Annotated in this window: 18 protein-coding genes; 9 read left to right on the top strand and 9 right to left on the bottom strand. The window is 45.8% G+C overall.

Annotated elements, in window-relative coordinates; translation table 11 throughout:
* The first annotated feature begins 149 nt into the window (after positions 1-149).
* The 4 genes from EPX21_RS12940 to EPX21_RS12925 all read left to right on the top strand — a co-directional run bounded on the left by EPX21_RS12940 (position 150) and on the right by EPX21_RS12925 (position 4,434).
* Positions 150-866: an RluA family pseudouridine synthase gene (locus EPX21_RS12940; RefSeq protein ID WP_134090113.1), complete on the top strand. Its 717-nt coding sequence runs from the start codon at positions 150-152 to the stop codon at positions 864-866.
* Positions 867-1,104: 238 nt separating this feature from the next.
* Entirely contained in the window at positions 1,105-2,136 is a 1,032-nt protein-coding gene (locus EPX21_RS12935) for an AraC family transcriptional regulator (RefSeq protein ID WP_134090112.1), read from the top strand.
* A 7-nt stretch (positions 2,137-2,143) separates the two neighbouring features.
* Positions 2,144-3,253: an AraC family transcriptional regulator gene (locus EPX21_RS12930; protein ID WP_134090111.1), complete on the top strand. Its 1,110-nt coding sequence runs from the start codon at positions 2,144-2,146 to the stop codon at positions 3,251-3,253.
* Between the two features lie 92 nt (positions 3,254-3,345).
* Positions 3,346-4,434, top strand: coding sequence for a hybrid sensor histidine kinase/response regulator (locus EPX21_RS12925; RefSeq protein WP_134090110.1), 1,089 nt, complete (start codon positions 3,346-3,348; stop codon positions 4,432-4,434).
* Here EPX21_RS12925 and EPX21_RS12920 read toward each other — a convergent pair.
* Complete coding sequence (locus tag EPX21_RS12920) at positions 4,431-4,805, bottom strand: hypothetical protein (protein WP_134090109.1); 375 nt, start codon at positions 4,803-4,805, stop codon at positions 4,431-4,433. The genes EPX21_RS12925 and EPX21_RS12920 overlap by 4 nt on opposite strands.
* A 175-nt stretch (positions 4,806-4,980) precedes the next feature.
* Here EPX21_RS12920 and EPX21_RS12915 point away from each other — a divergent pair, with 175 nt between their 5' ends.
* From EPX21_RS12915 to EPX21_RS12905, 3 genes are all read left to right on the top strand, one after another.
* The gene (locus tag EPX21_RS12915) at positions 4,981-6,135 is read left to right on the top strand and encodes an aldose epimerase family protein (RefSeq protein ID WP_206106060.1); all 1,155 of its coding nucleotides are present in this window, start codon (positions 4,981-4,983) and stop codon (positions 6,133-6,135) included.
* A gap of 55 nt (positions 6,136-6,190) precedes the next feature.
* Positions 6,191-7,792 carry a sulfatase gene (locus tag EPX21_RS12910; protein ID WP_134090108.1) on the top strand — a complete coding sequence of 534 codons (1,602 nt, stop codon included), beginning with the start codon at positions 6,191-6,193 and terminating at the stop codon, positions 7,790-7,792.
* 350 nt (positions 7,793-8,142) lie between these two features.
* Positions 8,143-9,204: a glycosyl hydrolase gene (locus EPX21_RS12905; RefSeq protein ID WP_134090107.1), complete on the top strand. Its 1,062-nt coding sequence runs from the start codon at positions 8,143-8,145 to the stop codon at positions 9,202-9,204.
* Between the two features lie 281 nt (positions 9,205-9,485).
* Here the strand turns inward: EPX21_RS12905 and EPX21_RS22705 are convergent, their stop codons facing one another.
* Positions 9,486-9,647 (bottom strand): hypothetical protein, encoded by a 162-nt coding sequence (locus EPX21_RS22705; protein ID WP_166670756.1) that lies wholly within the window; start codon positions 9,645-9,647, stop codon positions 9,486-9,488.
* Between the two features lie 264 nt (positions 9,648-9,911).
* Here EPX21_RS22705 and EPX21_RS12900 point away from each other — a divergent pair, with 264 nt between their 5' ends.
* A complete protein-coding gene (locus EPX21_RS12900; protein ID WP_134090106.1) occupies positions 9,912-10,340 on the top strand; it encodes a nuclear transport factor 2 family protein in 429 nt (142 codons plus the stop codon).
* 76 nt (positions 10,341-10,416) lie between these two features.
* On the opposite strand, the gene EPX21_RS12895 is transcribed toward EPX21_RS12900, so the two are convergent.
* Entirely contained in the window at positions 10,417-12,477 is a 2,061-nt protein-coding gene (locus EPX21_RS12895) for a glycoside hydrolase domain-containing protein (protein ID WP_134090105.1), read from the bottom strand.
* A gap of 180 nt (positions 12,478-12,657) precedes the next feature.
* Complete coding sequence (locus EPX21_RS12890; protein WP_134090104.1) at positions 12,658-13,314, bottom strand: HAD family phosphatase; 657 nt, start codon at positions 13,312-13,314, stop codon at positions 12,658-12,660.
* A 179-nt stretch (positions 13,315-13,493) separates the two neighbouring features.
* Between EPX21_RS12890 and EPX21_RS12885 the strand changes: the two genes are divergently transcribed.
* Entirely contained in the window at positions 13,494-13,844 is a 351-nt protein-coding gene (locus EPX21_RS12885; RefSeq protein WP_134090103.1) for a hypothetical protein, read from the top strand.
* A gap of 161 nt (positions 13,845-14,005) precedes the next feature.
* Here EPX21_RS12885 and EPX21_RS12880 read toward each other — a convergent pair whose 3' ends face one another.
* From EPX21_RS12880 to EPX21_RS12860, 5 genes are all read right to left on the bottom strand, one after another.
* On the bottom strand, positions 14,006-15,469 hold the full coding sequence (locus EPX21_RS12880; protein ID WP_134090102.1) for a SusD/RagB family nutrient-binding outer membrane lipoprotein: 1,464 nt from the start codon (positions 15,467-15,469) through the stop codon (positions 14,006-14,008).
* Between the two features lie 13 nt (positions 15,470-15,482).
* Entirely contained in the window at positions 15,483-18,713 is a 3,231-nt protein-coding gene (locus EPX21_RS12875; RefSeq protein WP_134090101.1) for a SusC/RagA family TonB-linked outer membrane protein, read from the bottom strand.
* A 462-nt stretch (positions 18,714-19,175) separates the two neighbouring features.
* Complete coding sequence (locus EPX21_RS12870) at positions 19,176-20,822, bottom strand: glycoside hydrolase family protein (protein ID WP_134090100.1); 1,647 nt, start codon at positions 20,820-20,822, stop codon at positions 19,176-19,178.
* Between the two features lie 16 nt (positions 20,823-20,838).
* On the bottom strand, positions 20,839-22,299 hold the full coding sequence (locus tag EPX21_RS12865) for a RagB/SusD family nutrient uptake outer membrane protein (protein WP_134090099.1): 1,461 nt from the start codon (positions 22,297-22,299) through the stop codon (positions 20,839-20,841).
* 10 nt (positions 22,300-22,309) lie between these two features.
* A complete protein-coding gene (locus EPX21_RS12860) occupies positions 22,310-25,702 on the bottom strand; it encodes a TonB-dependent receptor (protein WP_134090098.1) in 3,393 nt (1,130 codons plus the stop codon).
* Positions 25,703-25,799: the final 97 nt, after the last annotated feature.

The raw sequence follows: 25,799 nt of genomic DNA, 5'->3' as shown, positions 1-25,799 counted from the left end.
CTCTGTAATTTCGCCATCATGCTTGTCAGTTTGTAAATAATAAACTGTCAACCTATATCAGGACAAGACACTTATACCTTATACCTTCCGCCTTACCACTCATTCCGATCTTTTCATTATCTTTGCGTTGATAACTGCGAATCGTTCTTATGCCTATATTAGACCAACACATCCTTTATGAAGACGCGCATTTAGTCGCCATTAACAAGCCATCCGGTTATTTGGTGGAGGCGTCTGCCAAAGAAAAAACAGCCTTAGAAGAGATGTTAAGTGCTTTTTTGAGCGAAAAACATCATCAGACGATTCAGGTACGGGCGGTTCATCGACTCGATCGTCGGGTCAGCGGATTGTTACTTTTTGCAAAAACGTCCGAGGCTTTAGCAGGGATGATTGCACTGTTCAAAGCAAAACAAGTCAAAAAAACCTACTGGGCCATTGTGGCCAACCGCCCGGCTATTCCTTCCGATACACTTGTGCACTGGTTAACGAGAGACAAAGAGCAGAATATTACCTTTACCCACAATGAGCCTCAAGCCCATAGCGTCGAGGCAACATTGGCCTATCGCCTGCTCGAAGAAGCGAATCACTTCTTTCTAATCGAGGTCTTCCCTTTTACAGGTCGTACACATCAAATCAGAGCCCAGTTAGCGGCCATCGGCTGCCCCATAGTCGGCGATTACAAATACGGCTTTCCGCGTGAAAAACCGAGAAAAGCAATTGCCCTTCATGCGAAACAATTGCGCTTCACTCACCCGATAAGTCAGCAGCCCATTTCCCTCGAAGCGGCTATCCCGGATGCGCAGTTATGGAACAGTTTCAGGCATGCTTCTGCGGCGCTTGATAACGATAAACGCTCTTCAGAATAGGTCCGTTCTTGATCCAAAAACCCCAGTGTATTCGACGGATCTTCCCCTTACCTACCGCAGGCAAGCCCGCTTTTTACGGTTAGCCAGACAATTGAAGCGCTGTATAGCGGTGTTGCTCTTTTAAGCGTTTCGCACTTTTTCACACCTTGTAATCTAAATCTGTAGACATCGCCTCCGCCTATTTTAAGTATATTTGCCTAGGACTGTCCTTAAATCGTCACGAAGTATCTTATCGATCATGCTGGATGCTACTTTTTACACCAACGTTCTCTTTCAGATTATTTTATTCCTTTATTTCTTAAATGTAAACGGCACACTTACGAAACATCAGCATTTTAGGTTTAACAATGTGCTGGCGTTCCTCTTTGTTCTCTTATTATTCCACATTTTATATATTATTGTTAACATCGGCAGTCCAATCGGCTTATTATACGGCCCGCTATTGTATCAAAGTTCGCTCGCACTGGATGGCAAGACTTTTTCGCGCATCCATTATATTCCCTATCTTTTCTTATCCTTAATGTATTTTTGCTATACCATCGCTTTTCACTTTGCCATATCCGCCCCCTTTCTCGAAGATTTTTACTATCCGCTGTACCTATTCGCTATGCCTTTGTCTATCTCGATTTATTCATTACTGATTGCCTATAGGCATGTAAAAAATCCGTCCGATACCTTATCGCCCCAGCATAGCTTTTTGAGCCTACTAACGGTTTTGAGTTTTTGCGTTTCGGTTCCGCTCTTCCTTTTTGCTACCGCCCCCTTCGAGCATCGCTATGGAGGTATAAATCTTCCATATCTCATTTATCTGCTCCTCGCATTGGCTGGCTTATATATTGCGAGCTATTTCTACGCGGCCAACTTAAACATGTTCAAGGCCCAAGCATCGATATCAAAGCCCGATCTTGACACAAATGCGAGCGCTCCGATTGTTTCAGCAATTCAACGTTGTCTAGCACAAACCCCAATTTATTTAGATGATAGCTTAACGCTGCAAAAATTGGCACAACACATTAACAGCTCTCCACAGGCCTGTTCAAAAGCAATGAACGAACACTTGGGAAAGAACTTTTACGAGCTGCTGGCCGTATATCGAATCGCATATGCAAAGAAATTGATCGAGGAAGATATTTTTGGGAAGCTGACGCTCGAGCACATCGCCCGTCAATCGGGGTTCCGTTCCAAAAGCTCATTCAACCGGTATTTCAAAATGCTTGAAGGCTGCGCTCCGAATGCTTACAGAAAATCCGTAGAAAGTAAATCGGCCTGAGTTAAACATGACGACATTTGCATTCACTCTGATAAACTGGGCGTTGGTAACGCTTGTCACCATTTGCTTTATCAACCTGTATCTGGCTTTAAAAGTCAAAGAAAAAAGCGCGCTGGAAACCGTAATTAACTGGGCGATCTGGTTTTTAAGCATTCATGCGGTTTACGTCTTAATCGTCAGCACATTTTTTCACCGCCTCCCTTACCTTGACTGGGCCGCGCCTTTCGGCTTAGTATATGGCCCTTTATATTTTTTGGGCGTCCAATCGACCATCCATCATAGGCTTAGTCGGCGTAAAACCATCCTCCACTTCATTCCGTTCTTAATTTTTCTAGCCATTTTTGTAGCCGGAATACCCAGTGCTGCCGATCCGCATGCATACAACGCACAGCTTATTCGCCAGTATCTCTACAAAGTCACGGCGGTTTCCTTTATCTCTTACAGTCTTTTGGGAGCCTATCTTTCTAGAAGAAATCAATTTCACCGCTCCTTACTCGTCGGGATACTTGGAAAAGCCTCTTTTATGCTGCTATTAGCCAGCTTTATCTATTTCGCACAAGAGACTTATCGAACGGGATCTTATTGGGCATATAGCTTACCAAGATTGTCTGTGTACAGTTTGCTCATCTTATTTGCTTTACTAATTTTCAATCACAAGGTGACGCTGCTACGGAAAGCGGTTGCTCTTGATCGGCCGCCGGAAGACGAAGCAAAAGCGGCACACCGTAGCGTCGAGAAAAGAAGTTATGCTAAGTCTGCGCTATCGAAAACCGCGCTCCAACATTATCAAGAAAAGCTGGAAACCTGCATTCATGACGAGCAATTATTCCTCGATGCGTCCCTCACCATAGAACGTTTAGGCGATCACTTGAATATACCGAAGCACCATCTTTCTCAGGTTTTCAATACGCAGATCGGCAAAAGCTTTACCTCCTACATGAACGAAGCCCGAATAAACTTCGCATGCAGATTATTAGAACAAGAATCTAACACCCCCATTGAACAATTAGCTTACCAGAGCGGTTTTAACTCTAAAGTTTCATTTTATCGCCAGTTCAAAAACAAGCTGGGATGTACTCCATCCGAGTACCAAAGAACCGTCAAAAGCCGGGAATAAGAAGTTCCATTTTATTGGGAAGTACAAATTTAAGTCGTTTTGAAACGATTTTCTGAACAGGCAAACCTTCTTTTGCACGAAATTTCACAGATATGACAGCTCAGTTCCGCGTATTATACATAGACGACGAAATACCTAACCTCATCAACTTCCAATCCTTGTTTAGGAAGGCACATCAAGTTTTTGTAGCACAAAGCGTCAATGAGGCCAGGCTTATTTTGACACAGCATCCAAATATACACGTCGTGTTTTCAGATCAGCGGATGCCAGACATGATGGGAACCGATTTCTTCGAAGAAATACGTGTGACCCACCCATTGATTATCCGCATTTTAGTAACCGGTTTTGCCGACCTGAACACATCTATTCATGCAATCAATAAAGGACAGGTTTTTCGCTATATCCAAAAACCTTGGAAGACGGAAGACGTCGAACAAGCGTTGTTAGACGCCAGCAAAGAATATCTCCGTTTAACATACTTTCAAACCAGAAATGAAGAACTTGAATCCGCTTACCAGGCGCTGGAAAACTATGCCGACCACATTAGTCATGATATAAGAGGACCGCTGTCAGGCATTCAAACCATTTCGCAGTTAGCTGCAAACAGCCATAGCATCGAAGAACTCAACGAAATTTTACTGCTGATAGAAAGCACCTCAGCGCAACTTAGCCAGTACACGGCCGACTTGCAACATTTTTATCGGGTCCAACGCGGTAAGATCGCGTTAAAAACCACAGATATGGCGCTGTTAGTACAGGAAATAAAAGCGGTATACCAAGCTCCCATTAGCGCAGCAGGCATTACATTCCAGATTAAAAACGAGGTAGATCAGCCGGTACCGACCGATCCTACTGCATTGAAATTAATTATTCATAATCTGATATCCAATGCCGTCAAATACCAACAGCCCGAACATTCGGAACCTTGGATACATGTTCACCTCTTTTTAAAAACGTCCATCCTTTACATTGAGGTAAGCGATGGGGGGATTGGCATGAAACCCGATCAGCTGGCGCAAATCTTCACCCGTTTCTATCAATCCGATCCCACGAAGGAAGGATACGGCGTTGGCTTATTCCATGCGCAGCAAATGGCTACCAAATTGAATGGCAGATTAAGTGCAACGTCCACGTATCTAAAAGGCAGCGCCTTTTTGTTGGAAATACCGGTTTCGCTTTAGTCGTCCTCAGGCATCTCCGAGATTTCATCCAGACAGATGATATCCCCCGGTTGATTAATTAAATAGTTAATATCATAATAATGCAGCCTACCCAGTCGATTTATTACATCGTAGCTGTAAATTGCCTTGATGTGCGTCATGGCGTCAGCCTCTTCGTGCGGGTTATAGACATAGGTCATCGGCTGTGAAGGAAATTGGACGAAATCCGGATCATCAAAAAAAATAGCAGCATAAAACATCGCATTGTGAAGAGGCTCCTTTTCCAAAGCTTTACAAAAAGCGGCAAGATCTTTTTTGGTTACCAAATCCCCCATTAAGAACAGCTGGATCAGGTAAACCTTTGAAGCGTTTGTTTCGATTCGTTTCTTCACAAACGTTATTTTATTCTTTTCCATAGAGTAGTATAGATGTATTGCTATTTTAAGGTAAAGCAATTTCGTCAATATCTTTATAACTTTAGCATTTATTTTGATTTTGCACCTGCTTATCTATCTTTGTATGTTTGGCAAAGTCGCCAACTGCAGCTGAACATTATAATCCGCTATTATGCTACATCCTCTGTACCGCCTTTTTTTCAGTATGGCCCTGATAAGTGCCATGGTGTCCTGTGCCCCTACTAATACGCACTCCACAAAAGCAGGTCTCGATAGGCGCCATTTCGAGTCGCTCGTCAACGGCGATTCTACCCATTTGTATACATTGAGCAATACCAAAGGGATGGAGGTAGGCGTCACCAACTACGGAGGTCGCATCGTCTCGCTTTTGGTTCCCGATAAAAACAATAAAATGCGCGACGTCGTTTTGGGATTTGATCGTATTGACGATTACCTCGCAAAGCCCAATTCTTTCGGTGCCACCATGGGACGTGTAACCAATCGCATCGCGAAAGGCACCTTTCTGCTCGACGGAGACACCATTCGGATTGATAAAAACAATGGACAACATGCTATTCATGGCGGGCGCGAGGGCTGGCGCCAACAGGTATTTCATGGACGCCAACTCAACGATAGTGTCCTGTTGCTTTCCTATTTTTCGCCCGATGGAGAGTCGGGCTTTCCGGGCAATGTACAAGCAGAAGTACGGTACACGCTGACGGAAGCGGGCGCGCTCATCATCAACTACACCGCGGAAACCGACAAAAAGACGGTCGTAAACCTAACCAATCACAGCTTTTTTAACCTCAGCGGTAACCCGCAACGCCCGGTGCTCGACGATATCCTTTTTGTCAATGGCAAACATTTTACGCCCATTGACAGTGAAGCGATTCCGACCGGCGATATCTTAGCCGTATCGAACACGCCTTTCGACTTTACCCGGCCCATCAGCATCCGGGAAGCGATTGAACGCGACAGCACGCACCAGCAGCTGCAGCTGGTGTCCGGTTTAGATCACAATTGGGTGTTGGACACCAAAGGGGATTTACAGGTTCCCGCCGCAACGGTATATGCACCGTCCAGTGGTATTAAGTTAACGGTCTTTACCAACGAGCCTGGTTTGCAGGTTTACACCGCTAATAGTTTAGATGGAACGGAAAAAGGAAAAGGAGGAACCCCCTTCCAGCAGTACGGTGCCATCTGCCTCGAAACGCAGCACTTTCCTGATTCGCCAAATAAACCACAGTGGCCTTCCACAGTATTACAGCCCGGCAGCCAATATCGTAGCACCTGCATCTATCATTTCAGCGTTGAAAAGGCCGAATAAGGAGCATTTGCATTTACTCACCAATTTTTCTTATGTTTGATGAAAGGGAAAAGACATGAAATCATATAGCCTAATTAGCAGCTTCCTCATTCAACTGCTATGCATTATATCATTGCAGGCCCAAGAATCAGTCTCACCAAAAAGGCCGAATATCATATTCATCATGAGCGATGACCATGCCTACCAAGCGATCAGTGCCTACGGCCATAACTTGAACAAAACGCCTAACATCGACCAATTGGCCGAGGAAGGAGCCCTATTTACACGAGCCACCGTTACCAACTCCTTATGCGCACCCAGTCGGGCTGTGCTGCTCACCGGAAAACATAGCTTTATCAACGGCAAGGTAGACAACGTATCGCGCTTCGATTGGAACCAAGACAACTTTCCAAAACTGCTCCAGAAGGCCGGTTACCAAACAGCATTGATCGGGAAAATCCACATGGACGGCTTGCCACAGGGTTTTGACCATTCGGCGGTGCTGATCGATCAGGGAGAATATTACAATCCGAACTTCATCATCAATGGCCAAAAAAAGCAACTAAAAGGCTATGTTACAGACCTTACTACCGACATGGCTATTCAGTGGTTAAAAGATCGCCAAATCGACCAGCCTTTTTGTCTTTTATATCATCAAAAAGCACCACATCGCGAATGGTTGCCTGCCCTTCGCCACATCAAAGAATACACCCAGCTAAAGGTGAAAGAGCCCGCGACACTATATGACGACTATCACGGACGTGGCACAGCAGCCAAAACTGCCGAAATGAACATCCTAAAAGATATGAACTGGGCCGCCGATAACAAGGTTCCTCCCCATATCATGGACGAACTTGGATTGAAAGAGCGACTTGATTGGGACAAGAACGCCTATAAAAACAACCTGGGACGGATGACCGAGGAAGAACGTGCTGCCTGGGATGCCGTTTATAATCCCATTATTGAGAAGTTTAAAGCCGAATATCCCAGCATGTCAGCACAAGAGCAGATGCAGTGGCGCTATCAACGTTATATGCAGGACTATTTAGGCTGCATTGCTTCCATTGATGAAGGAGTTGGCAAATTAATGGCCTATCTAAAAGCGAACAACTTGAGCGATAATACCATTATAGTCTACACTTCAGATCAAGGCTTCTATTTAGGTGAGCACGGCTGGTTCGACAAACGCTTCATGTATGAAGAATCACTCCGTACACCACTTATTGTCCGGTATCCGAAGGAAATCAAAGCGGGTACCAGGATCGATAAGCTCGTACAGAACCTCGACTTCGCTCCTACTTTTTTAGACTATGCGGGCGTAGATATTCCTTCCGATATGCAAGGGGCCTCCTTTCGCAAATTAGTAAGCAACGAAATTTCTTCTTGGCGAGATGCGATTTATTACACCTATTATGAATACCCCTCTATCCACATGGTGAAACGCCATTATGGTATCCGTACCGAACGCTATAAACTTATCTACTTTTACTACGATGTGGATGAATGGGAATTATATGACTTAAAAAACGATCCGCAAGAGCTAAACAATGTGTATAACGATTCAAATTATGCAGATATTAAGAAGGACCTACATGCTCGGCTGGTGGAATTACGGAAGCAGTATGGGGATTCAGACGAACATGACGCCCGTTTTCTGAAAGCCTATTTAAAAAATTAGCAGCAAATGCTTCTTCGACCATATCGAAAGCCTCCCACAGCTTACGGCCTACTGCGTACAGCCTAGCAAAAACACAAAATCTGCTCTTTTTTTCACTATTAGCTATCTGTTTACCACCTAAACAACCGCTAATTTCGGCGTCAAAAATTACCTTGTAGACATCTTAAAGGCCGAAATTTCACACTTTCATATTTATCACATTTTTTACACAATTTTCTCCGTACTTTTGCAACCGTTCAACCGAAATTGAGAGAATACATTGGCACAACGCATTCTACAACCCGATCCTACCGTCATCCTAACGTTCCTTTTTCTCGACTTTTCATTTTTAACAACTTAAAAGTAAACGTATGAAACATTTTTTTCGCGGGGGTTTAGGACTTGTCCTGTTCCTTTGTTGCACAGCTTGCGATAAAACCCCTGTACCCGGTGGAGAAAACGACCTTCAACCAGCCTCCCCTATTGTCAGCAGCAAACCTGCACCAACAGACACCATTGCGCCAAGCACTTTTTACCTTGGGGTAAACGGCCACCCGTTAAATCAAGAAGCGTATGCCACGCTTTCGGCCGAAGAGCAAATGCAGCTACTCAAGTCGCTCGGCATGAACCTCTACCGAGTAGATTTCACCGTAACGGGTCAAGGAAAGATCGTTCCCTCGCAGCGGTATGAAAAACTGCGGGCCGCTGCCAATGCTGCGGGTATCACCATTTTACCTATGCTACCGGATGCTAAATTAGATTACAACGGAACGGAAGAAGCAGCATATCAGCAAGGCTACGCAAGGGGATATGGCTTCGCTGAAGAAAATGGAAACGATTTTACCTATTACAACATCGGCAACGAATTAGACAATGATTGCATTCTTCCCAACAAATCAGGAAGAGCCGCCGAACACTATGATTTGAAAAAGTTCCGTGTAATCGCCGCACACTTAAAAGGGATGGACGATGGGATCAAAGCTATTGATCATACTGCACAAACCATGATCAATGCCGGATGGATGCACTATAAATACCTCCAAATGCTGGAAGACTATGGCGTTAAGTATGACATCATCGCCTATCACTGGTATAGCGATATGGAAAGTGCCGCCGCCAGCGCTTATCAGATAAATGATATCACTGAATTCCTAGCTACACAGTTTACAAAACCTATATGGTTCACAGAGATCAATATACGAAATAAAACCGGATCGGTTTCAGACGAGGTACAACGCGACTTTTTAAATACCGTAATAGCCAAATGTCAAAAAAATCCGAGAGTAAAAGCTGTCGTGGTTTATGAGTTGTTCAATCAACCTGTTTTCAAGAGCATCGAGTCGCATTTTGGCTTGTTCGATTGGGAAAAGCCTTACAGTAAATACAAACCTAAATTGTGGGCTTCTGAACAAATGGAAAAGTCTTTGAAATAGGCTAAAAAAAACACTGCTTATCTCGGGCGAGATAAGCAGTCTCTACATTGATCAAGTATCCAACCGTAACCTTAGTAGAAGTATCGTTTTCTAATCTATAGAATAACCGTTTGTTTTAATGAGATCAAAGTTAACTATAAAAAGCGTAATTTATTGCCTCTTTTATCACTTGTGTATTTTTTGTATAAAAATGAGCAATTTCGTAAAACAGAATAAGACTAGATAATATCTCCGAACTCCTTTATCATCCACAATTTAAGTTCTTCCCGATCTATTTTCCGTCAAGTATAATCGGTCAGATCATTCAATTCGATATCTGCTGTTTCAAAGCTCTCCGTCAGCACCCAACGGGCGTTGATACGAAGGTAAGGAATGCTAAACAAATTATTATACTCAATTTCCTTACACAATAACTCACTTAAGTCCTTTAAGTTAAATTGCATTTTGTTTTTTTATTAAGCCAAAGTTAATATACATCAACCATTCTTCATAAAATAAAGTACAATATACCTGAAAACCGGGATCATACGCTCCCATACAAACCTCGATTCCCTATACACGTTTACCGAACAAAAAGCGCTCTTTACCGAATTCTTTCTGTCGCTAGCCTAATTCCACTGGGGCAGGCAGGAAATGCGTACTACCTTTGAATCAAAGAATAAAACATAAAGCAAATAATAAAATATTAACCCTTAAAAACGTAAGTCATGAAAACGTCCATCAAATTATTCATTGTCGCTATCATCCTCTTTTCTTCAAGCGCCTTCGCTAGTGCGACAGAAGACCGAAACTTGAGTACCGCAGAAAACGCCATCCACGAATATATCGATGGTATCACGCTAGGCCGTACAGAAAATATTGAAGCACTGTTTGCAGAGAGCTTCAAGCGCAATACGGCAGGCAATGGAGCCGTTTATAGCCATAGCAAAAAGCAGGTGGTCGACTTCCTAAAGCAAAACAGAAATTTAAAGCAAAACTGTATAACGCAGTACGACGTTATTGAACAAAGTGCTCAATTTGCGTTGGCGAAACTTGAAATGCGCTATCCGGAATTTACCAAAATAGAATATGTACAATTATGTCGGGAAGGCAGTGAATGGAAAATCAACCAAGTCACTACTACGTACAAACAGTAAGCGCGAAATCGGTGCGCGATCGCTCCACTCCCCTGAAGTGGGGGAGTGGTCGAAATAACAGCAAACCGATGGGCTACTACATACGGGCAATCCAGTGAGCATCCTGTCCATAGCTTTGCGGCTCTTTCGCAGCAGTAATTACCAGTTCCCCCCCTGCCTGCAGCTCTGCATGGCTTATCCAAAGTTTATTAATATCCTTTCCATTCAACGTTACCCGCTTTATGTAATGATTTTCAGGACTAAAGTTCTCCACACGAATGTGAAAAAGTTTATTAGTGCCTTTCAACACAATTCGCTCAAAGAGCGGAACATTCAGGTAATAAATAGGCTCCCCCACACAGGCTTGCTGCATACCGATAGCCGTTAACACGAACCAAGCGGACATCGCCCCTGCATCGTCGTCCATTGTTCGTATATATGCCTTCGGCTCATTCTTATAAATCCGATCAATATGAGAACCGATGCCCCGACTGTTATCATTAAAATAATGCTGTATCACCGTATCTACCGCCAACTGATGCACCAGCTGCTGATATTTCCAAGGCTTGTCGCTTGCATAATACAGCATTTGGGCCTGCATATCCGGCTCATTTGCGCGATTAAAATAGTGATGATCAAAAAAATCGTCCAATTGCCGAGTAAAAGCCGACTTACCACCGGCGAGTTCGACCAACCCCTTCACATCAAAAGGAACAGCCCAACGGTATTGCCGAATCGTTCCCTGGTACATCCCCCGAGCCGACATACGGTCCACATCTCTTTTGGTCAAGTCCTTAAAATCCGTGTTCCACTGTGTTCTATACTGCAGTGCTTTTGCGCGATAGTCCCGAGCCCCCTTATCGTCTCCCAATAAGTTACCGATACCGGCGAGCGCCCATAAATCATAAGCCGACTCCAAGGCCCTGTCGGGCTTCGTATGATCTAGCCGATCAGCTTCTGCTAATAAGGAGTCTTTTATAGAAACAAAGTCAACGGGGTAGCCTTTTTTTGCGGCATCCAGTAATACCACCACGGCATGCTCAGTGCGAACCGTATTGCTAGGCTCGGTAGGCCCTGCAAAATCCTTTTTACCATAAGGATAAAGGTTGGCAATAGCACTTACAATATCGCCATACAAAGCAGGATAAGCGATCGACAACAAAGGAAGTTGTGTTTTATAGTTATCCCAAATAGCCCAGCCATGGTATGTTGGCTGCTCCGTACGGTATAGCTTACCATCAATCGCCCGATAAGTTCCGTCTTGTTCCGAAATCCGATACGGACTCTGTAAGGTTCTATATAATAGGGAATAAAAAAGTTGCTGCCTATCGGGATCGCCAAGCACCTCGATCTGTCCGAGTAAAGACTCCCAAGCCTGCTCACTTTCACGTCGGAGAGAAGACGGAGCGGCTTCCTGTGCATTTTCAGCAGCATGCCGTTCGTCCACGGATGATGTCCCGACGACCAAACGAAGCTCTTTTAGTCCCGGTGGCAATAGGGCAACCACCCCATGCTCACCCTGCTTCTTCCAGATTACGTTCTCTGGCAATCGTATCTGATAGTACAGCCGGTACGTACCCACGTGGCAGGTGGTCTTAGCCGCCACCCAACCGGTAACTGTGTTGCCCGACAGCCGGTGTTCTTCCTCGACAAAAGCTGCATTGAAGCTATGGGCCAAATCGAGACTTATTCCTTTTTCGCCTTGCGGAAAAGTATAGTGGTGTAAACCTGTCTGCTTGTTCACCACCATCTCGGCCTTAATTCCGTTGGTAAAAGAGATCCCATACGTCCCGGGAGCAGCCTGTTCGGTCACTTTCATTAAAGGAGCTCCATCGTCTTGCGCCCCAAGAAAGGGTTTTATCAGCAATAAACCGCCACTCCCTTGGCATCCTACTCCCTCGAAGCGATTGTGTGTAAATCCCCAAACTTCTTTTGCTAAAAATTCATAGCCCGTATGGGTATGGGGATAAGTTTGCGGCGCTATACTGAGTGCACTAAACGGGTAGGACGCAGCCGGAGACAGCTGCCCATGATCCCCTGATGATCCCAAAAAAACATTAACCTGCTCAAGCCTTCTTGTCTCGGTCTGTTGCGCCATAAGCAATTTGGCACTCATTAAAAAAATAGCAATTGATAGTCGTATATTAAATATTTGCATGCGGTACAGCTAAATCAACAAAAAAACCAAAGATACGCAATACTCCGTTTAGGAATCGTTAATGATTTGTTAAGTGTCAGGACATTGGAACAGCATGGCTGCAGCTTATAACGCCTGCCTGTCGCAGGCAGGTAAAACTTATAACTTAAAACTTACTACTTAAAACTTACAACTTACAACTTATAACTCCCTTATAGCCTCCAACACCTGGTGTAGATTATCAAATGTTCGGTCGACTACGAGCGACTTTCTAATATGCTCATGCGTCTGCACCGCCCAACAAGTAAGGCCAGCTGCATCGGCGGCTTTTGTGCCTGTGAGCGAATCTTCCAGCACCAGACAATCCTCCTTATTGAACCCCAGCTGCGCTATACACATCAGATAAGGTTCTGGATGCGGCTTAGTATGCGTAACCTCCGTCCGCGTAACAAGCAGCTTGAAATACTTCATTAGATCGTGCGCCTCCAGGTAGTAAGTAGCAACCTCCCGCTTACTGGAAGTCACAAGTGCCAGGGTCACCTGTTTGCCGTGCAAATAAGTGATCAGCTCTTTCGCACCCGGCATCAAAGGCACAAGTTCTTCCTCATACTGTTGCGCTATCGCGGATTTGACCCGCTCCAAAAAGGGCTCGACCTCCGTTTGGAAGCCATGTTCACCTTGCAACACTTCCATTGCCTGCACATCCGTTTTACCCGCAAGTGACGTGAGCCAGGTATCGCTATCCAGCTCAAAGCCGTACTCGGCCAACACCTTTTTCCACGCTTTGTAGTAAAACCACTCCGAATCTATTATCGTTCCGTCTAAATCAAACAATACTGCTTTCAGTTTCTTTCTCATATTTTTCGTTTCTGCTAATAAATACTTAATAGACACTAGTCGTATGCAAAATGCAAAGAAAAGTCGGCTTTTACCCTATCCTAAAAACAAATAGTTACAGCTTGTTCCGAGCGACTTACTATGCTTTGGTACGGCTATTGCATTACGAAGTACATTGTTGACTTTAAAGCCCTTTTACTATGGAAATTACAACGACTACCATACACGATTTACATTGGGACTTTCCAAATGCACAAGATTTTTCCGCGCAGATTATTAATAATAAAATCACGAAACTTTGCTTTCAGGACGTGGGAGAGCTGACAAACTCACATCTCGATTCACTTAATGAGAAATACCTACGCAATATCCATCGGGCCCTCAGCGATTTATTTCAGCATATCGACCAAGTGCGCGGCGTAGGCAATATTCCTGTTCATGAAGACGACAGCGACGCAATTACTGCAGCGGAGCGTGCCCAGCTGCAAAAAGACGAAAAAGATATGTTAGAACACCGGGAGAGCATCATGAATAGAATTAGGAAGTTATAAGGCCAAAAGCAAGGTTATATAGAGCAAAGAAAGGCTGCCTAAAAAGTCGCTTTCTTAGCGTCATGTCGAACGTAATCTCTCCCGAAGTATCGGGGTTCGCTCGAAATGACGGCCAAGTGATCCTGTTTTAGACAGCCGTGGTATCGCTTACAAAAGCGATGTTATTTCTCCCACCACACTTTCGTCATGATGTTATCGCCGCCAATACGGTCGGCCGCCTCTTGATAATGCGTTGGATTGTAGCGACGTACCTCCGTCGGGTACATAAAACGCTTGGGCATCACTCCGTCGTGTAACATGTATTCCGTTTTTGGAAGTTCAGGAAGACCTGTCCGCCTGTATTCAAACCATTGCTGATAATCATTATAAAAAAGTGCGATATACTTTTGTTCCATCAATTGCTTCATCGTTCCATCGAAAGCAACCGCTGGATGCTGTAGATAATTCACCGGCACGGCTCCGTTTTTCCACTGCGTAATCCCTGCTACAATCCCTTTTTCATAAGCCTGTTGTGCAGCACTTAAATCGCCGGCACGCAGAGCCACCTCCGCCTTGATCAATTCTACCTCTGCATAGCTCATCATCACTTCAATGACCTCGGTACCCAAAGTCGTGTATACCATTAGATCTGCGTTCGGCTGACTTGGATTAAAATTAAATTGTGAAGCATCGCCCGAGTGCGCCGCGGGCACACCGACATAGCCTATATCCACCAATTGGCCATTTTCCAAGCGGCTTCCTCTTGTCATAAACAACGCGCGGCGGGGATCCTCCTTTTCATTTAACAAATCGACAAAGAAAGAGGCCATCGCCTTTGCGTTGGCATAGTCCTGCCTTCTACCCCAAGCATAATCGTAAGGTGAATTTCCGGTGATGGTTACGAAGGCTGCTTCATCATTGCTGGTAAATACCGGATATTGTTCCGGGTTGCTAATAATCGCCTGTAAGCGCTCATAACTGTTCATCTCCGGACGGTTTGAGGCGCGCAGTAACAAACGCAACAATAACGAATTATTAAAGCGTTGCCACTTCGTTTTGTCGTTACTGTAAAGTAAATCCTCGCCGAACATCTGCGAATCGTCGGTAGCATAAATGGTATTAGCTTCTTCCAACTGCGCAATTAAATGTTCGTAGATTTCCTGCTGCGTATCGAAGCGCGGCTGGGTGATACCCGCAGCAGCCTGCATCGCTTCCAAGAAAGGTACATCTCCGAAGCTATCCGTTAAAATACCTACAATGTATGCTCTCAGCGTGGCAGCTACCGCCCGATATACCGGCAGGTTGTAATTATCCGCTGCTGTTTCCATCTCACGGATATTGGCCAGCCATGTATAACAAGTATTCCAGGTACCGTTGCCCGAATTCTCGTTCAGGTCGTAACGGTGAATCCCATTAGAAACGCTGGGATGTGGAATACAGACCTGCATCAGTTGCCAGTCGAAGTTGTAGCTCTGCGAAGTAAAGTAGGTACTCATGTTATAAATAACAGGCGTCAGCATACTTCCCGGCGATACCACCTCCAGTTTATTCGGATCGACGTTGATCTCTTCAAAATCTTTGGTACAAGCACTAAAGCCCAGTAAGAAAACGGTTGCAAAAGGCTTGATATATTGTTTTATATTCATCTCTCAAAAAAAATTAGAATTTCACACTCAGATTCATCCCCCAGGTTCTTGGCGTAGGCATTTGGCCCATTTCTACCCCCGGAATAATCGTAGCACCGTTGAGTGCTGCCGTTTCCGGATCAAAAATCGGGAACTTGGAAATCATCGCCAGGTCGCGTCCAAATAGGGCGACGCTCGCACTTCCCACCCGCAATTTATTGCAGAGCTCTTTTGGCAGTCCGTATTCAATGCGTACTTCCCTCAATTTAACATAGGAAGCGTCAAAGCTATTGGTCTCCACATTCGCTCGTCTGTAATAATCCGCGTACCAGGTATTAATAGCTACCGGCGTGGTATTAGGCGAGTAGCTGCCATCGGCATTTTGCACCACCCCATCGCCAATCACGGTTCCTGTTTCCCGGCCCAGTAAGGTGTGTCCTAGTTTTCCTTGTTCCGTCATTTTGTGGTGACTCTGTGAGTAGACAATACCACCGTATTGCCCGTCGATCGACACCGCTAAACGCCAGTTTTTATAGGAGAATTCATTCTGCCAACCGCCACGCCATAAAGGATAAGCGTTTCCTATTTTCTCTACATCTGCGGGACGCAAAGCCAAGCCCGTGTTTCCGTCAAACACGACTTGTCCGGCCTCGTTCCTTACCAGTCCGTAACCATATAAATCACCGATCGAACCACCTTTCGTTGCATAAAAATAAACCGTACCGCTCTCCGCATAAAGTTGCTGATCTACACCCATATCTTCGCTCAGCGTCAAAATCTTATTGACGTTCTTGGCCCAGGTAATGGTGGTGTTCCAATTGAAGTTTTTACCAACTACAGGTCGACCACTCAATAGAAGCTCAATCCCTTGGTTCTGGATTTTTCCGGCATTGATAAAGCGCTCACTATAGCCGGTGGTCACATCAAGTGGTACCCTGAGCACCTGGTTTACCGTATTGTTGGTATACAGGTTCACATCCGCATTTACGCGATTATTGAATAGTACCACATTCACCCCTCCTTCCCAGGAAGTAGAAATCTCCGGCTTCAGGTTATCGTTAAACAATACACTGGGAGCCCCCGCAGAACCCGGGAAAGGCGAAGTCTCAAAATAACTGCGCGTGCGATATGGATCGGTATCGGTACCTACCTGTGCCCAAGATAGGCGTGCTTTGGCAAAGGAAATGACTTCCGGTAATTGGAAGAGCTCGCTCAATATATAGCTCGAGCTTACCGATGGATAGAAATAAGAATTATTGCCATTTGGTAAGGTGGAAGACCAATCGTTTCTTCCTGTTATATCCAAGAAAATTTTATCTCTCCAGCCTAAGTTAACCAAACCATATACGCTATGCGTTTTACGCTCGATGGCTTGATTTTCCGCAACAGCTTGTCCCAAAGCATTTGAAAGCTTATAGATTCCGGGAACCATCAAGCCCCTAACGATTCCGTTACTTGTTTTAACCTGACTGTGCATGAAGTTGGCACCGACGGATCCGGTAAAAGAGAAGTCCTCGCTTAAGTTATCGCGGTAAGTTAATAACCCATCCGTATTCGTTTCCTTGAAAAACACATCCTGTTGCTTATAATAGCCTTGCGGAAAATTGGACGTATTGTAGGGGCGCCGTTGCTCGCGTTGGTCCTGCCTCATATTCAAGCCCGAGCGCAGCATCAGCTCCCATTTATTGTTAAAGCTATAGATTCCCTGCAAGTTACCCTCCAAGTTCGTGCTTTTCAAGCTGTTGGTCATTTCGTAGGCAATCAGGAACGGATTTTCGATGTAGGAGCTGAAAGGGTGAATCTGTTCAATGTTCTCCATCCCCGGTTTCCAGATTGGGCGGTACCAATCCAAATCAACGTTCGGGTTCTGAAATATCATGAAGTAGCCGATCGACTGGTTATTATAGCCTGTCCCCGGCAAGTTATCGCTACTCTTATCGGTAAAAGACATCTTCGCGTTTAGCTTCAACTTTTCGGTCAGCTGTGCGCTGGTGTTCAAACTAGCCACTAAACGGTCGAACCCGGTATTCGGCATGATCCATTTGTTTTTGGTATGCGTAATCGACGCCCGTGCAGAAAAGCGATCCGTTGCACCGTCCAAGGCCACGCTATTAGTAAAATTGGTTCCCGTTCGCCAGAAACTTTTGATGTTATCTTTATAGGGCACCCAAGGTACACGCGTAGCCGACTGCCCTCCAGTGTTCGGATCGTATTGGTAGTACGACTGCCCGTCAAACTTAGGTCCGAACGCACTGGACGTGGAACCTGTATTGGCACCGTCTTCCGACAGGTCGTATGAATAATAAAGTTCTCCGGCTGCATTGCGGTTCTGCACTCCTTGTCCGTACTCATACTGATAATCCGGCCAACGCAAGACATCGCTGATGCTTGTATTCGAATTGAAACTAACACCGATGCCACCTTCATGCTTCGCCCCGGATTTAGTGGTGATGATCAAGGCTCCGTTAGCGGCGCGACTACCATACAACGCTGTTGCCGCAGCACCTTTTAATACCGTGACCGATTCGATATCGTCCGGATTAATATCCCCTAAACCGTTACCGAAGTCGATCGGCACATCCTTGTCCACCCCACTCGCGCCAGCACCATAAGCTTGGTCGACACCCGAGCTTACATTACCATTAATCATCGGAATACCATCCACCACGATGAGGGCTTGGTTTTTAGTAGGGTCTAAGGACAAGTTACCCCGAAGATTGATGCGCGAAGTGTTAACCGGCCCCGAGCCCGATTGTATAATGTTCAAGCCAGCTACCTTTCCTTTCAGCGCTTCCGACCAGTTATTTGGCATTGCTTCAGTAAGATCTTTATTGTCGAGCTTGGATACAGCATAACCCAATGCTTTTTCATCCCTTTTGATACCCAATGCCGTTACTACCACCTCGCTTAAATCGGTACTTGAACTCCCCAAAGAGATGAGTAGGTTCTGGTTTTCCTCTGTAAAACTAGCTTGGTAAGGCTGATAACCCATGTATTGAAAGCGGACCTCCACGCCACGCGGAACCCGCACCCGGAACTTTCCGTTTACATCGGTTATCCCCACCGCCTTTCCTCCGGCTACAATGGAAACGGAAGGAATTGTTTCGCCGGTTTCGGCGGACTTCACCAAACCACCGATGGTAATTTCTTCCTGTGGTTCATTTAATGTAATGTTGTTGTTCAGTTTGGCCAAACTTACCTGTTGCGTCACCGTGAGGCTGGCAACCAATAAGCTTGTAAAAAAACAGGGTTTAAAATGTCTCATGCTACCTTTCAAATTTGGCGCAAGAATAGCCCAATCATGTTAAGTACCTGTTAACTTTTTGTTATGTAAAAAAGTTGTTCGCTAATAGTCGCGCCTATTGCCCGTCAAGGCATTTTATCTGTTTTTAGCAACAAATCCCTTCCATAGCTTCCAAAATTACAGCAACTGTCCACTAAACTGGACAGCCCTGCCCTATTCTTTACCTTAATTGCATGGTCTGTTAACCCAAGCTTCTCTTTGTGCATCGCTCAAAGCCGTAGCATAAAACAACAAATAATCCTATTTTACCCGTCACGGCACCTAAAATGACGTAATAAGACCGTTCTCGCCCAACATTTCAAAGAGCAAATAGATTTTGGCACATGCTTTGAATAAATAATGGCAGGTTTAGGTTGATTAAAAAAAGAAGAACGCCCAGCATCCCCAAAAGCTGGGCGTTCTGTTTTTATAAGAATAAAGGAACTACATTCCGTCAAACTGAAAATCGAAATCAAGCTTGGCATCGTTGTTTGCCTCAATCACTATCGTGTATGTCCCAAGCGGCAACGCGCTTGAAACCGCATCGCGAGTCAGCGTAAGTGCGGTACTAGTAAATGGCGCCAAGGGCTGAAGTCTTCCGCCTGCCACTCGTTCCTTTCGCCCTTTATGCAAGTGATAGAGTGAAACCTCCGCTTCTTCTGAGATTATCTCTCCAAAATTCTCAATCTGGACGGTAAAAACGCCTTTGTCCTTTAAAAAAACAGGTTTACGCGCTGATAAGATGGACGATCGGTAACTTTGCCAAGGCGCACGCATGTAGCCATAAAGCAACTTTCCTTTTTTCGTCTTACCGATTAACTTTGGAGCAAATTCAGCTTCCGTAATTCCGTGCTCCACCCCATCGAACGTCACCAACAGATCCCTTCCACTAGCGGTGGCGCGAAGTGCTTTACTTCCACCGCCGAAATTAACCTGATCCGACGCACCAAACCGTAAAGTGGCCAAGTCTATTTCCTCCAAGGGATCAAAGCCCGGTTCCGCATGTATCTTAACTTGGATCGTCTTCATTTCAGGCGTCGGCATGTCTTTATTAAGCAAAGTAATCAGCAATCCTGGGTTCAGGGGAATCGCTATGTTTTTTGAACTGTGATTGTCGCCACCCTTATCTTCGTCTTTTAACACATCAATCACCGCGAAATTTGCTTGTATGGCCCGACCGTAGGAGTCCTGAAACACTTTCATCCGCTCAAATTTAAACCATTCCTCTTTCGTGCCGTCCGTATGTTGCGCAATCTGGTTTGTATACGCCTCGCCCGGATCGGTAACCCAATGCACTCCATCTTTTGATCGAAGATAAAAAGCGATGCGTCCGAGCCAGTCATTCACGATCAAATGATACTGAACGTGATCACGCCATACTACCGGATCTTCAAACTCACCCGCTACTGCGGGGTAGACCCGCTTATCGGTTACCTGATGGTAGGTAGACAAACCATCGCGACTAAACCAAACACCGCCACCCCGGCATACCATCAGGTACGAACCGTCAGACCGTTGGGCAAAGGTAAGATTGGATAGACCTTCGATAATTTTTCGACCTCTGGAGTCGAAGTGGAAGGTATCTTGCTTCCAAGGCCCCTGCGGCGAAGGAGCTGTATAGCGCTTGTCAATTACATATAATACATAGGTTCCATTTTTCGCGCGAAAAAGCTCGGGATTATGACCCGATCCGATGGTATCCTTAATGAGATAGGGCCCTTGCATTTGCTTACTAACCGCTCGATACACGATCGAATAGGGCCACTGATGGTGCCCCTTTACCGATTTTTCATCCCAACCACAGACGTACAAATTATAAAGGTCCGTTGCGCGGTCGTACCGAATATTACCGCCCCAATACGAACGCAGGCTGTCCTCTATCCCATTATCTACATAACGGTCCTGCACGCCCTTAGCGCCCCACACGCCCTCTCCGCTATGCCCCCTCACCATCGGTAAAAAGCGATCAATAAAGCGCCCGCCCAACACCAAGCTGTCCCAGCGTGCAGGCCGCGGCCGTTCAACCACTTGCCCGTTGGCGAAGCCAGCCATGATGAACGAAGCGAAAACAGCACAGATTAGATTTTTCATATTCTACTGAATGATATTAATAATTCGGGTTCTGCACTAACACACCTTCACTTTTGTCAATTTCCGTTTGCGGCAGGGGCCACTCGTAAAAACGTTCTTCGAAGCGATAAGTTAAAACACCGTCGTTCACATTATTGAGCACTTCTTCTGCTATGCGCCAACGTTTCAGATCGAAGTAACGCAAGCCCTCGAAGGCCAGTTCCATCCGCCGCTCATGCCGGATGGCTTCACGCATTTCGTCCTTCGTTAGACTCGCCGCAAGCGGCTGCAAACCTGCCCGCCCGCGTATCGTATTCAAAGCATCTAAAACCTCCGGCGTTGGTCCCGACAACTCGTTTTCAGCTTCCGCAAACAACAGTAAAACCTCAGCATAACGCAACATGACCCAATCTTGCTGACTTTGCGTAGAATAACCATAAGGAATTAAGCCCGGACTGAGAAACTTCTTTAAGCCATATCCCGTCGGAACGTTATTTGAAGGCCGATGTATGACTCCGTCAAAATTCACTTCCCTATCAAAGATTGTCAGGTCGCGCCGGAGATCTCCCGGTTCAAACGCGTTGAATAGATTCGGTAAGGGGCTTACTACGGCCCAATCACCGTACCACTGATCCATCGTCGTTGCGTTGTCCGGTGCTAAGAATTTAATGGAAAAAATGATTTCAGGGTTACCTTCTTGCATCCCGTCTCTAAAAACGCTTTCAAAAGCCGGAGCCAGTGTATAGCCAGCCGTCCTAATTTCCCTCGCAAGCGCACTTGCCTCTGCCAATAGTAGCGGATCCGGTACGCCTTCCCGGTTATAAGCGGCATACATCAGCACCCGCAACTTCAAGCTCTGCGCAGCGGTTTTTACGGCATGGCCTCCACCGTTTGCATACAAAATGGACGGCAAAGTATTGATGGCAACATCCAAGTCGGCCAAGGTCTGATTCAGCACTTCCGAGGCTGCAGCCTTAGGCTGCGCCTGATTGTCGAGCGTTAAAGGTTCCGTAACAACAGGCACCGCTCCATAGCAGGCATAGAGCATATAATAGTAAAAGCCGCGCATGAACCGCGCCTCTCCTTCGTAACGGGCACGACTCGCAGCATCCAATTCCGAGCCGTCGTAGGCGCTTAAATTAAACAAAAAACTATTAGCCCGTGCTATTCCGGCGTAACTCGCATTATAGATATCGGTGATGTAGCCGCCGGAAGAGGGAAAAATTTCTCCCCTTACTATACCTTGACTCCCGTTGTAGTTATGCTGACCATAACCGTTATCTGTCAGCACATCCCAATTGGGCATACCATAAGAAAAGATACTATTCTGCAACTGCCCGTAGATAGCTGTCAAAGCCATATCAAAGTCGGCCTTCGTTTTCCAATATTGATCGGCCGTCAGTCTGTCCAAAGGGTCTTTATCAAGAAAATCTTTACCGCAACCGCCTAAGCCTAATAAAAAAACGGTGGTGCACGCGAGCAATATATACTTTTTCATAGGAATCTGCTTAAAATTGTACATTAAGTCCAAAGGAATAAATCTTGTTTTGCGGATAGCCAACGAACACCCCGTTACCGCCCCGTTCCGGATCCAGCCCCGGATAGTTCGTTATTGTAAACAAGTTATCGCCCGAAAAGAATAAGCGAAGTTTTTTCAACCCAATTCGCTCGACTAGCGCAGCGGGAAATGTATAACCAAGCGTAACATTCTTTAAACGAAGATAAGATGCGTCTTGTAAATAATAACTGGAAGTACGTCGAATCTTGGCCGGCGCATCGAAGCCCCAATAGATGCGCGGCATGGTGTTAGAAGGGTTTTCAGGCGTCCAGCGGCCGCGCCACTCCGTCGTGGGCGGCGAGCCTTGCACAAACGGTACCGTACCCCAATCGGCTACATAGATCTTCCGGCCTTCCACACCTTGGAACATAAATGAGAGATCAAGATTTTTCCAGCTGGCATTTCCTGTAAACGCGTATTCAAAAGACGGATATTGCCCACCAAGATAGGTCCGGTCATCATCATTAACCACGCCATCCCCATTATGATCCTTAAAAATGAGATCGCCTGGCTGTGTATCGTCATTATATTGCCGCGGCGCAGCCTGTATTTGCTCCTCCGTTTGAAAGATCCCGATCCACTCCAACATATAGAAGGTGTCCCACGGGCGGCCTTCCTCTTTAATGGTGTTACTTCCAATTTCCCGTTGACCAAAAGTCACCAGCTTATTTCGAAAACGATCGATATTCCCCCCAAAGCTATACGACAGCCCCTCGAAAGCGCCAGATGTTACCTGATGGCTATAACGTAGCGCCAGCTCAATCCCCTCGTTCTGCATGGTGCCGTTGTTGACATTCGGAGCAGTAAGCCCCACCACCCCCGTCACTTGAGAAGGCCGCAGGATATTGCTGGTCGTCTTCCTATACCAATCGAGAGTCAGGTCCAAACCATTAAACACCGCTAAGTCGAGTCCGACATCAGCGATCTTTGTTGTTTCCCAAGTAAGGAGTTGATTTGCTAAAGCTGTTTGAGCTGCTCCGGTTGTCAGGTTGGTATTATCAAAAGGATAATTCCCCGTATAGTTCAACACTTCCTGATACGGATAAGGGTACGTTTCCTGATAAGCGTAAGGATAGGGTGAGCTGCCGCGGACATCTATATTAATATTCTGGTTACCAAGCTCTCCATAAGAAGCCCTTACTTTCAAGTTATTAAGCCACTGGAAATCACCGTCTTTTATAAAGGACTCCTCCGAAATCCGCCAAGCTCCCGACACCGAAGGGAAAGCGCCCCAACGGTGGTCGCTATGCAGACGCGAAGTACCATCATAACGCATATTGGCTTCCAATAAATAACGCTCTTTATAGTTATAGGTTAACCTACCAAAGAAAGATTGCATCGCCCATTCATAGGTAGAGCCACTTGAATTCTGCACGGCCAGTCCACCGGCGTCCAATTCACGTAAATCATTACTAAAAAAATCCCGTCGGTAACCATACAAGTATTCGTGCTTGTTGGCCTCCTGACTAAGACCAAGCTGTGCCGACACGTTGTGGCCTATGCCCAGCTCATCCTCATATTTTAAATAGGTGAAGAGGTTGGTATACCTATTTTCACTGCTGTTAACACCAAGGCCTTTTCCACCGACATCCAGGTCGGTCGCAAAATCACCGGTCTGATAATTATAAAGCGGCACCACCGGACGCCAGTCCTTTGATTTGTCAAAATCACCTACAATAGCGGCTTTAGAATACCAGTTCAGCTTTTTGCTCAACTGCACGTCTAGCCAGCCTTGTAGATTGACGGAATAGTCACGATTTCTCCAAAAGACCTCATTCTCTACAATGGCCAGCATGTTCTTGTTGTTATATTCGAAATCATAGGCCTTAAACGAATAGCGTCCGTCCGGCAGTTTAGGTAGGTAAGTAGGCGCTTGGGATATCGTTGCGATAAAAGCATCTTCCGCCCCCTGTCTTGGCCTGGAAATATCACCTTGTTTTACACTGATGTTTGCACCCACCTTAATGTGGTCGTTAATAGACGAACCGATGTTAAAACGGGCATTATACCTTTTGTATTCAAAGCCCTTCATTACCCCCGGTTGATCGATATAACCAACCGATAAGTTATAATGTGTACCTCCGGCACCTCCACTGATGCCGAGATTATGCGTTTGCACAAAAACCGGATTAAACATGATGTCCAACCAGTCTGCATTCGGGTATTGAGTCCTGTCAGTGGCATTCCGATACAAATCGATGGTTTCCTGCGGGTAAAGTCCTGCGGCATTACCATTATTTCGTCGTGCCTCGTTCCAAAGCTCCATATATTCCGCAGAGTTGGTAATCAGATCGAACAAGCGAGTCGGCGTGTGTACCGCACCATTAAACGTATAATCTACCACGAATCCACCCGATTGCCCTACTTTGGTGGTGACCAAAATCACGCCGTTGGCCGCTCTTGACCCATAGATTGAAGCCGATGCAGCATCCTTAAGCACCGATACGTTCTCAATATCATTCGGGTTCACGTCACTCAAGCTTCCCTCTACCCCATCTATCAGCACGAGCGGATTCGAGCCCGCCCCGCTGAAGGTTCCCTGTCCGCGGATGCGCACGGAGAGCCCTTCATTTCCTGGTTCTCCAGAATTCTGCACCACCCTTAAGCCGGGCACTTGCCCCTGCAACATAGACGCCGCATTTGTTACAGGCCGCCTCACCAGATCTTCTCCGTTTACCGTTGCTACGGCCCCGGTTAGATTGGCCTTTTTCTGCGTGCCGAAACCTACTACGACCACCTCATCCAGATTCGCTGGATCTTCCACCATCGTAATCTCCAAAGATATCCGGTTGTTCAATGGCACTTCCTGCTCCTGGTAGCCGACATAGCGAAATATCAAGGTGGCATTAGCGGGCACCGAAATGGAAAAGGCACCCGCCTCGTCCGTAGAAGTACCTTTTCCCGCCGCATTTTTTAATAGCACTGATACGCCGCTCAAAGGTAAGCCACCTTTATCACGCACTATACCTTTAATAGCCACTTGCTTATGTCCACGCGCCCGCTTCAATACAATGTTATTGCCCGAAGCTTCATAAGCAAGCTGTAAAGGGTCTAATAGTTCGTCGAGCAGCTCTTCTAATGGCTTTTCCTCCGCTTTGATTTCGATAGTCTGGTTCACGTCAATAAGCGCCGGACTATAAATAAAATGGATGTCGAACGACTGTTCGATATCTTTTAACAGGGTATGCAATGACGCGCCCTTTTTAGAGAACGTGATGCGTTCATTGAGTATTCCCTGTGCGCGGGTATCCGCCGCCCACGTGCTCCCCAGCAGGAATACAGCCATTAATAATTGTAATGTGCCTCTCCTCATGACAACAGTAAATGTTGATTTTTTTTCCATACATTTGGTTGTTAGGTTTTAGTGAAAATTTAACAAAAGAGCCCCCTAACCGTTCGAACAGACGGTTATACACGACAATGGGCCACAAAACCCGCTA

Source organism: Olivibacter sp. XZL3 (assembly GCF_004368405.1).
In the GTDB taxonomy this organism is placed as follows: Bacteria; Bacteroidota; Bacteroidia; order Sphingobacteriales; family Sphingobacteriaceae; genus Olivibacter.
Note: the sequence above shows the minus strand (reverse complement) of the source record. Positions and strands in the feature narration are given on the sequence as shown.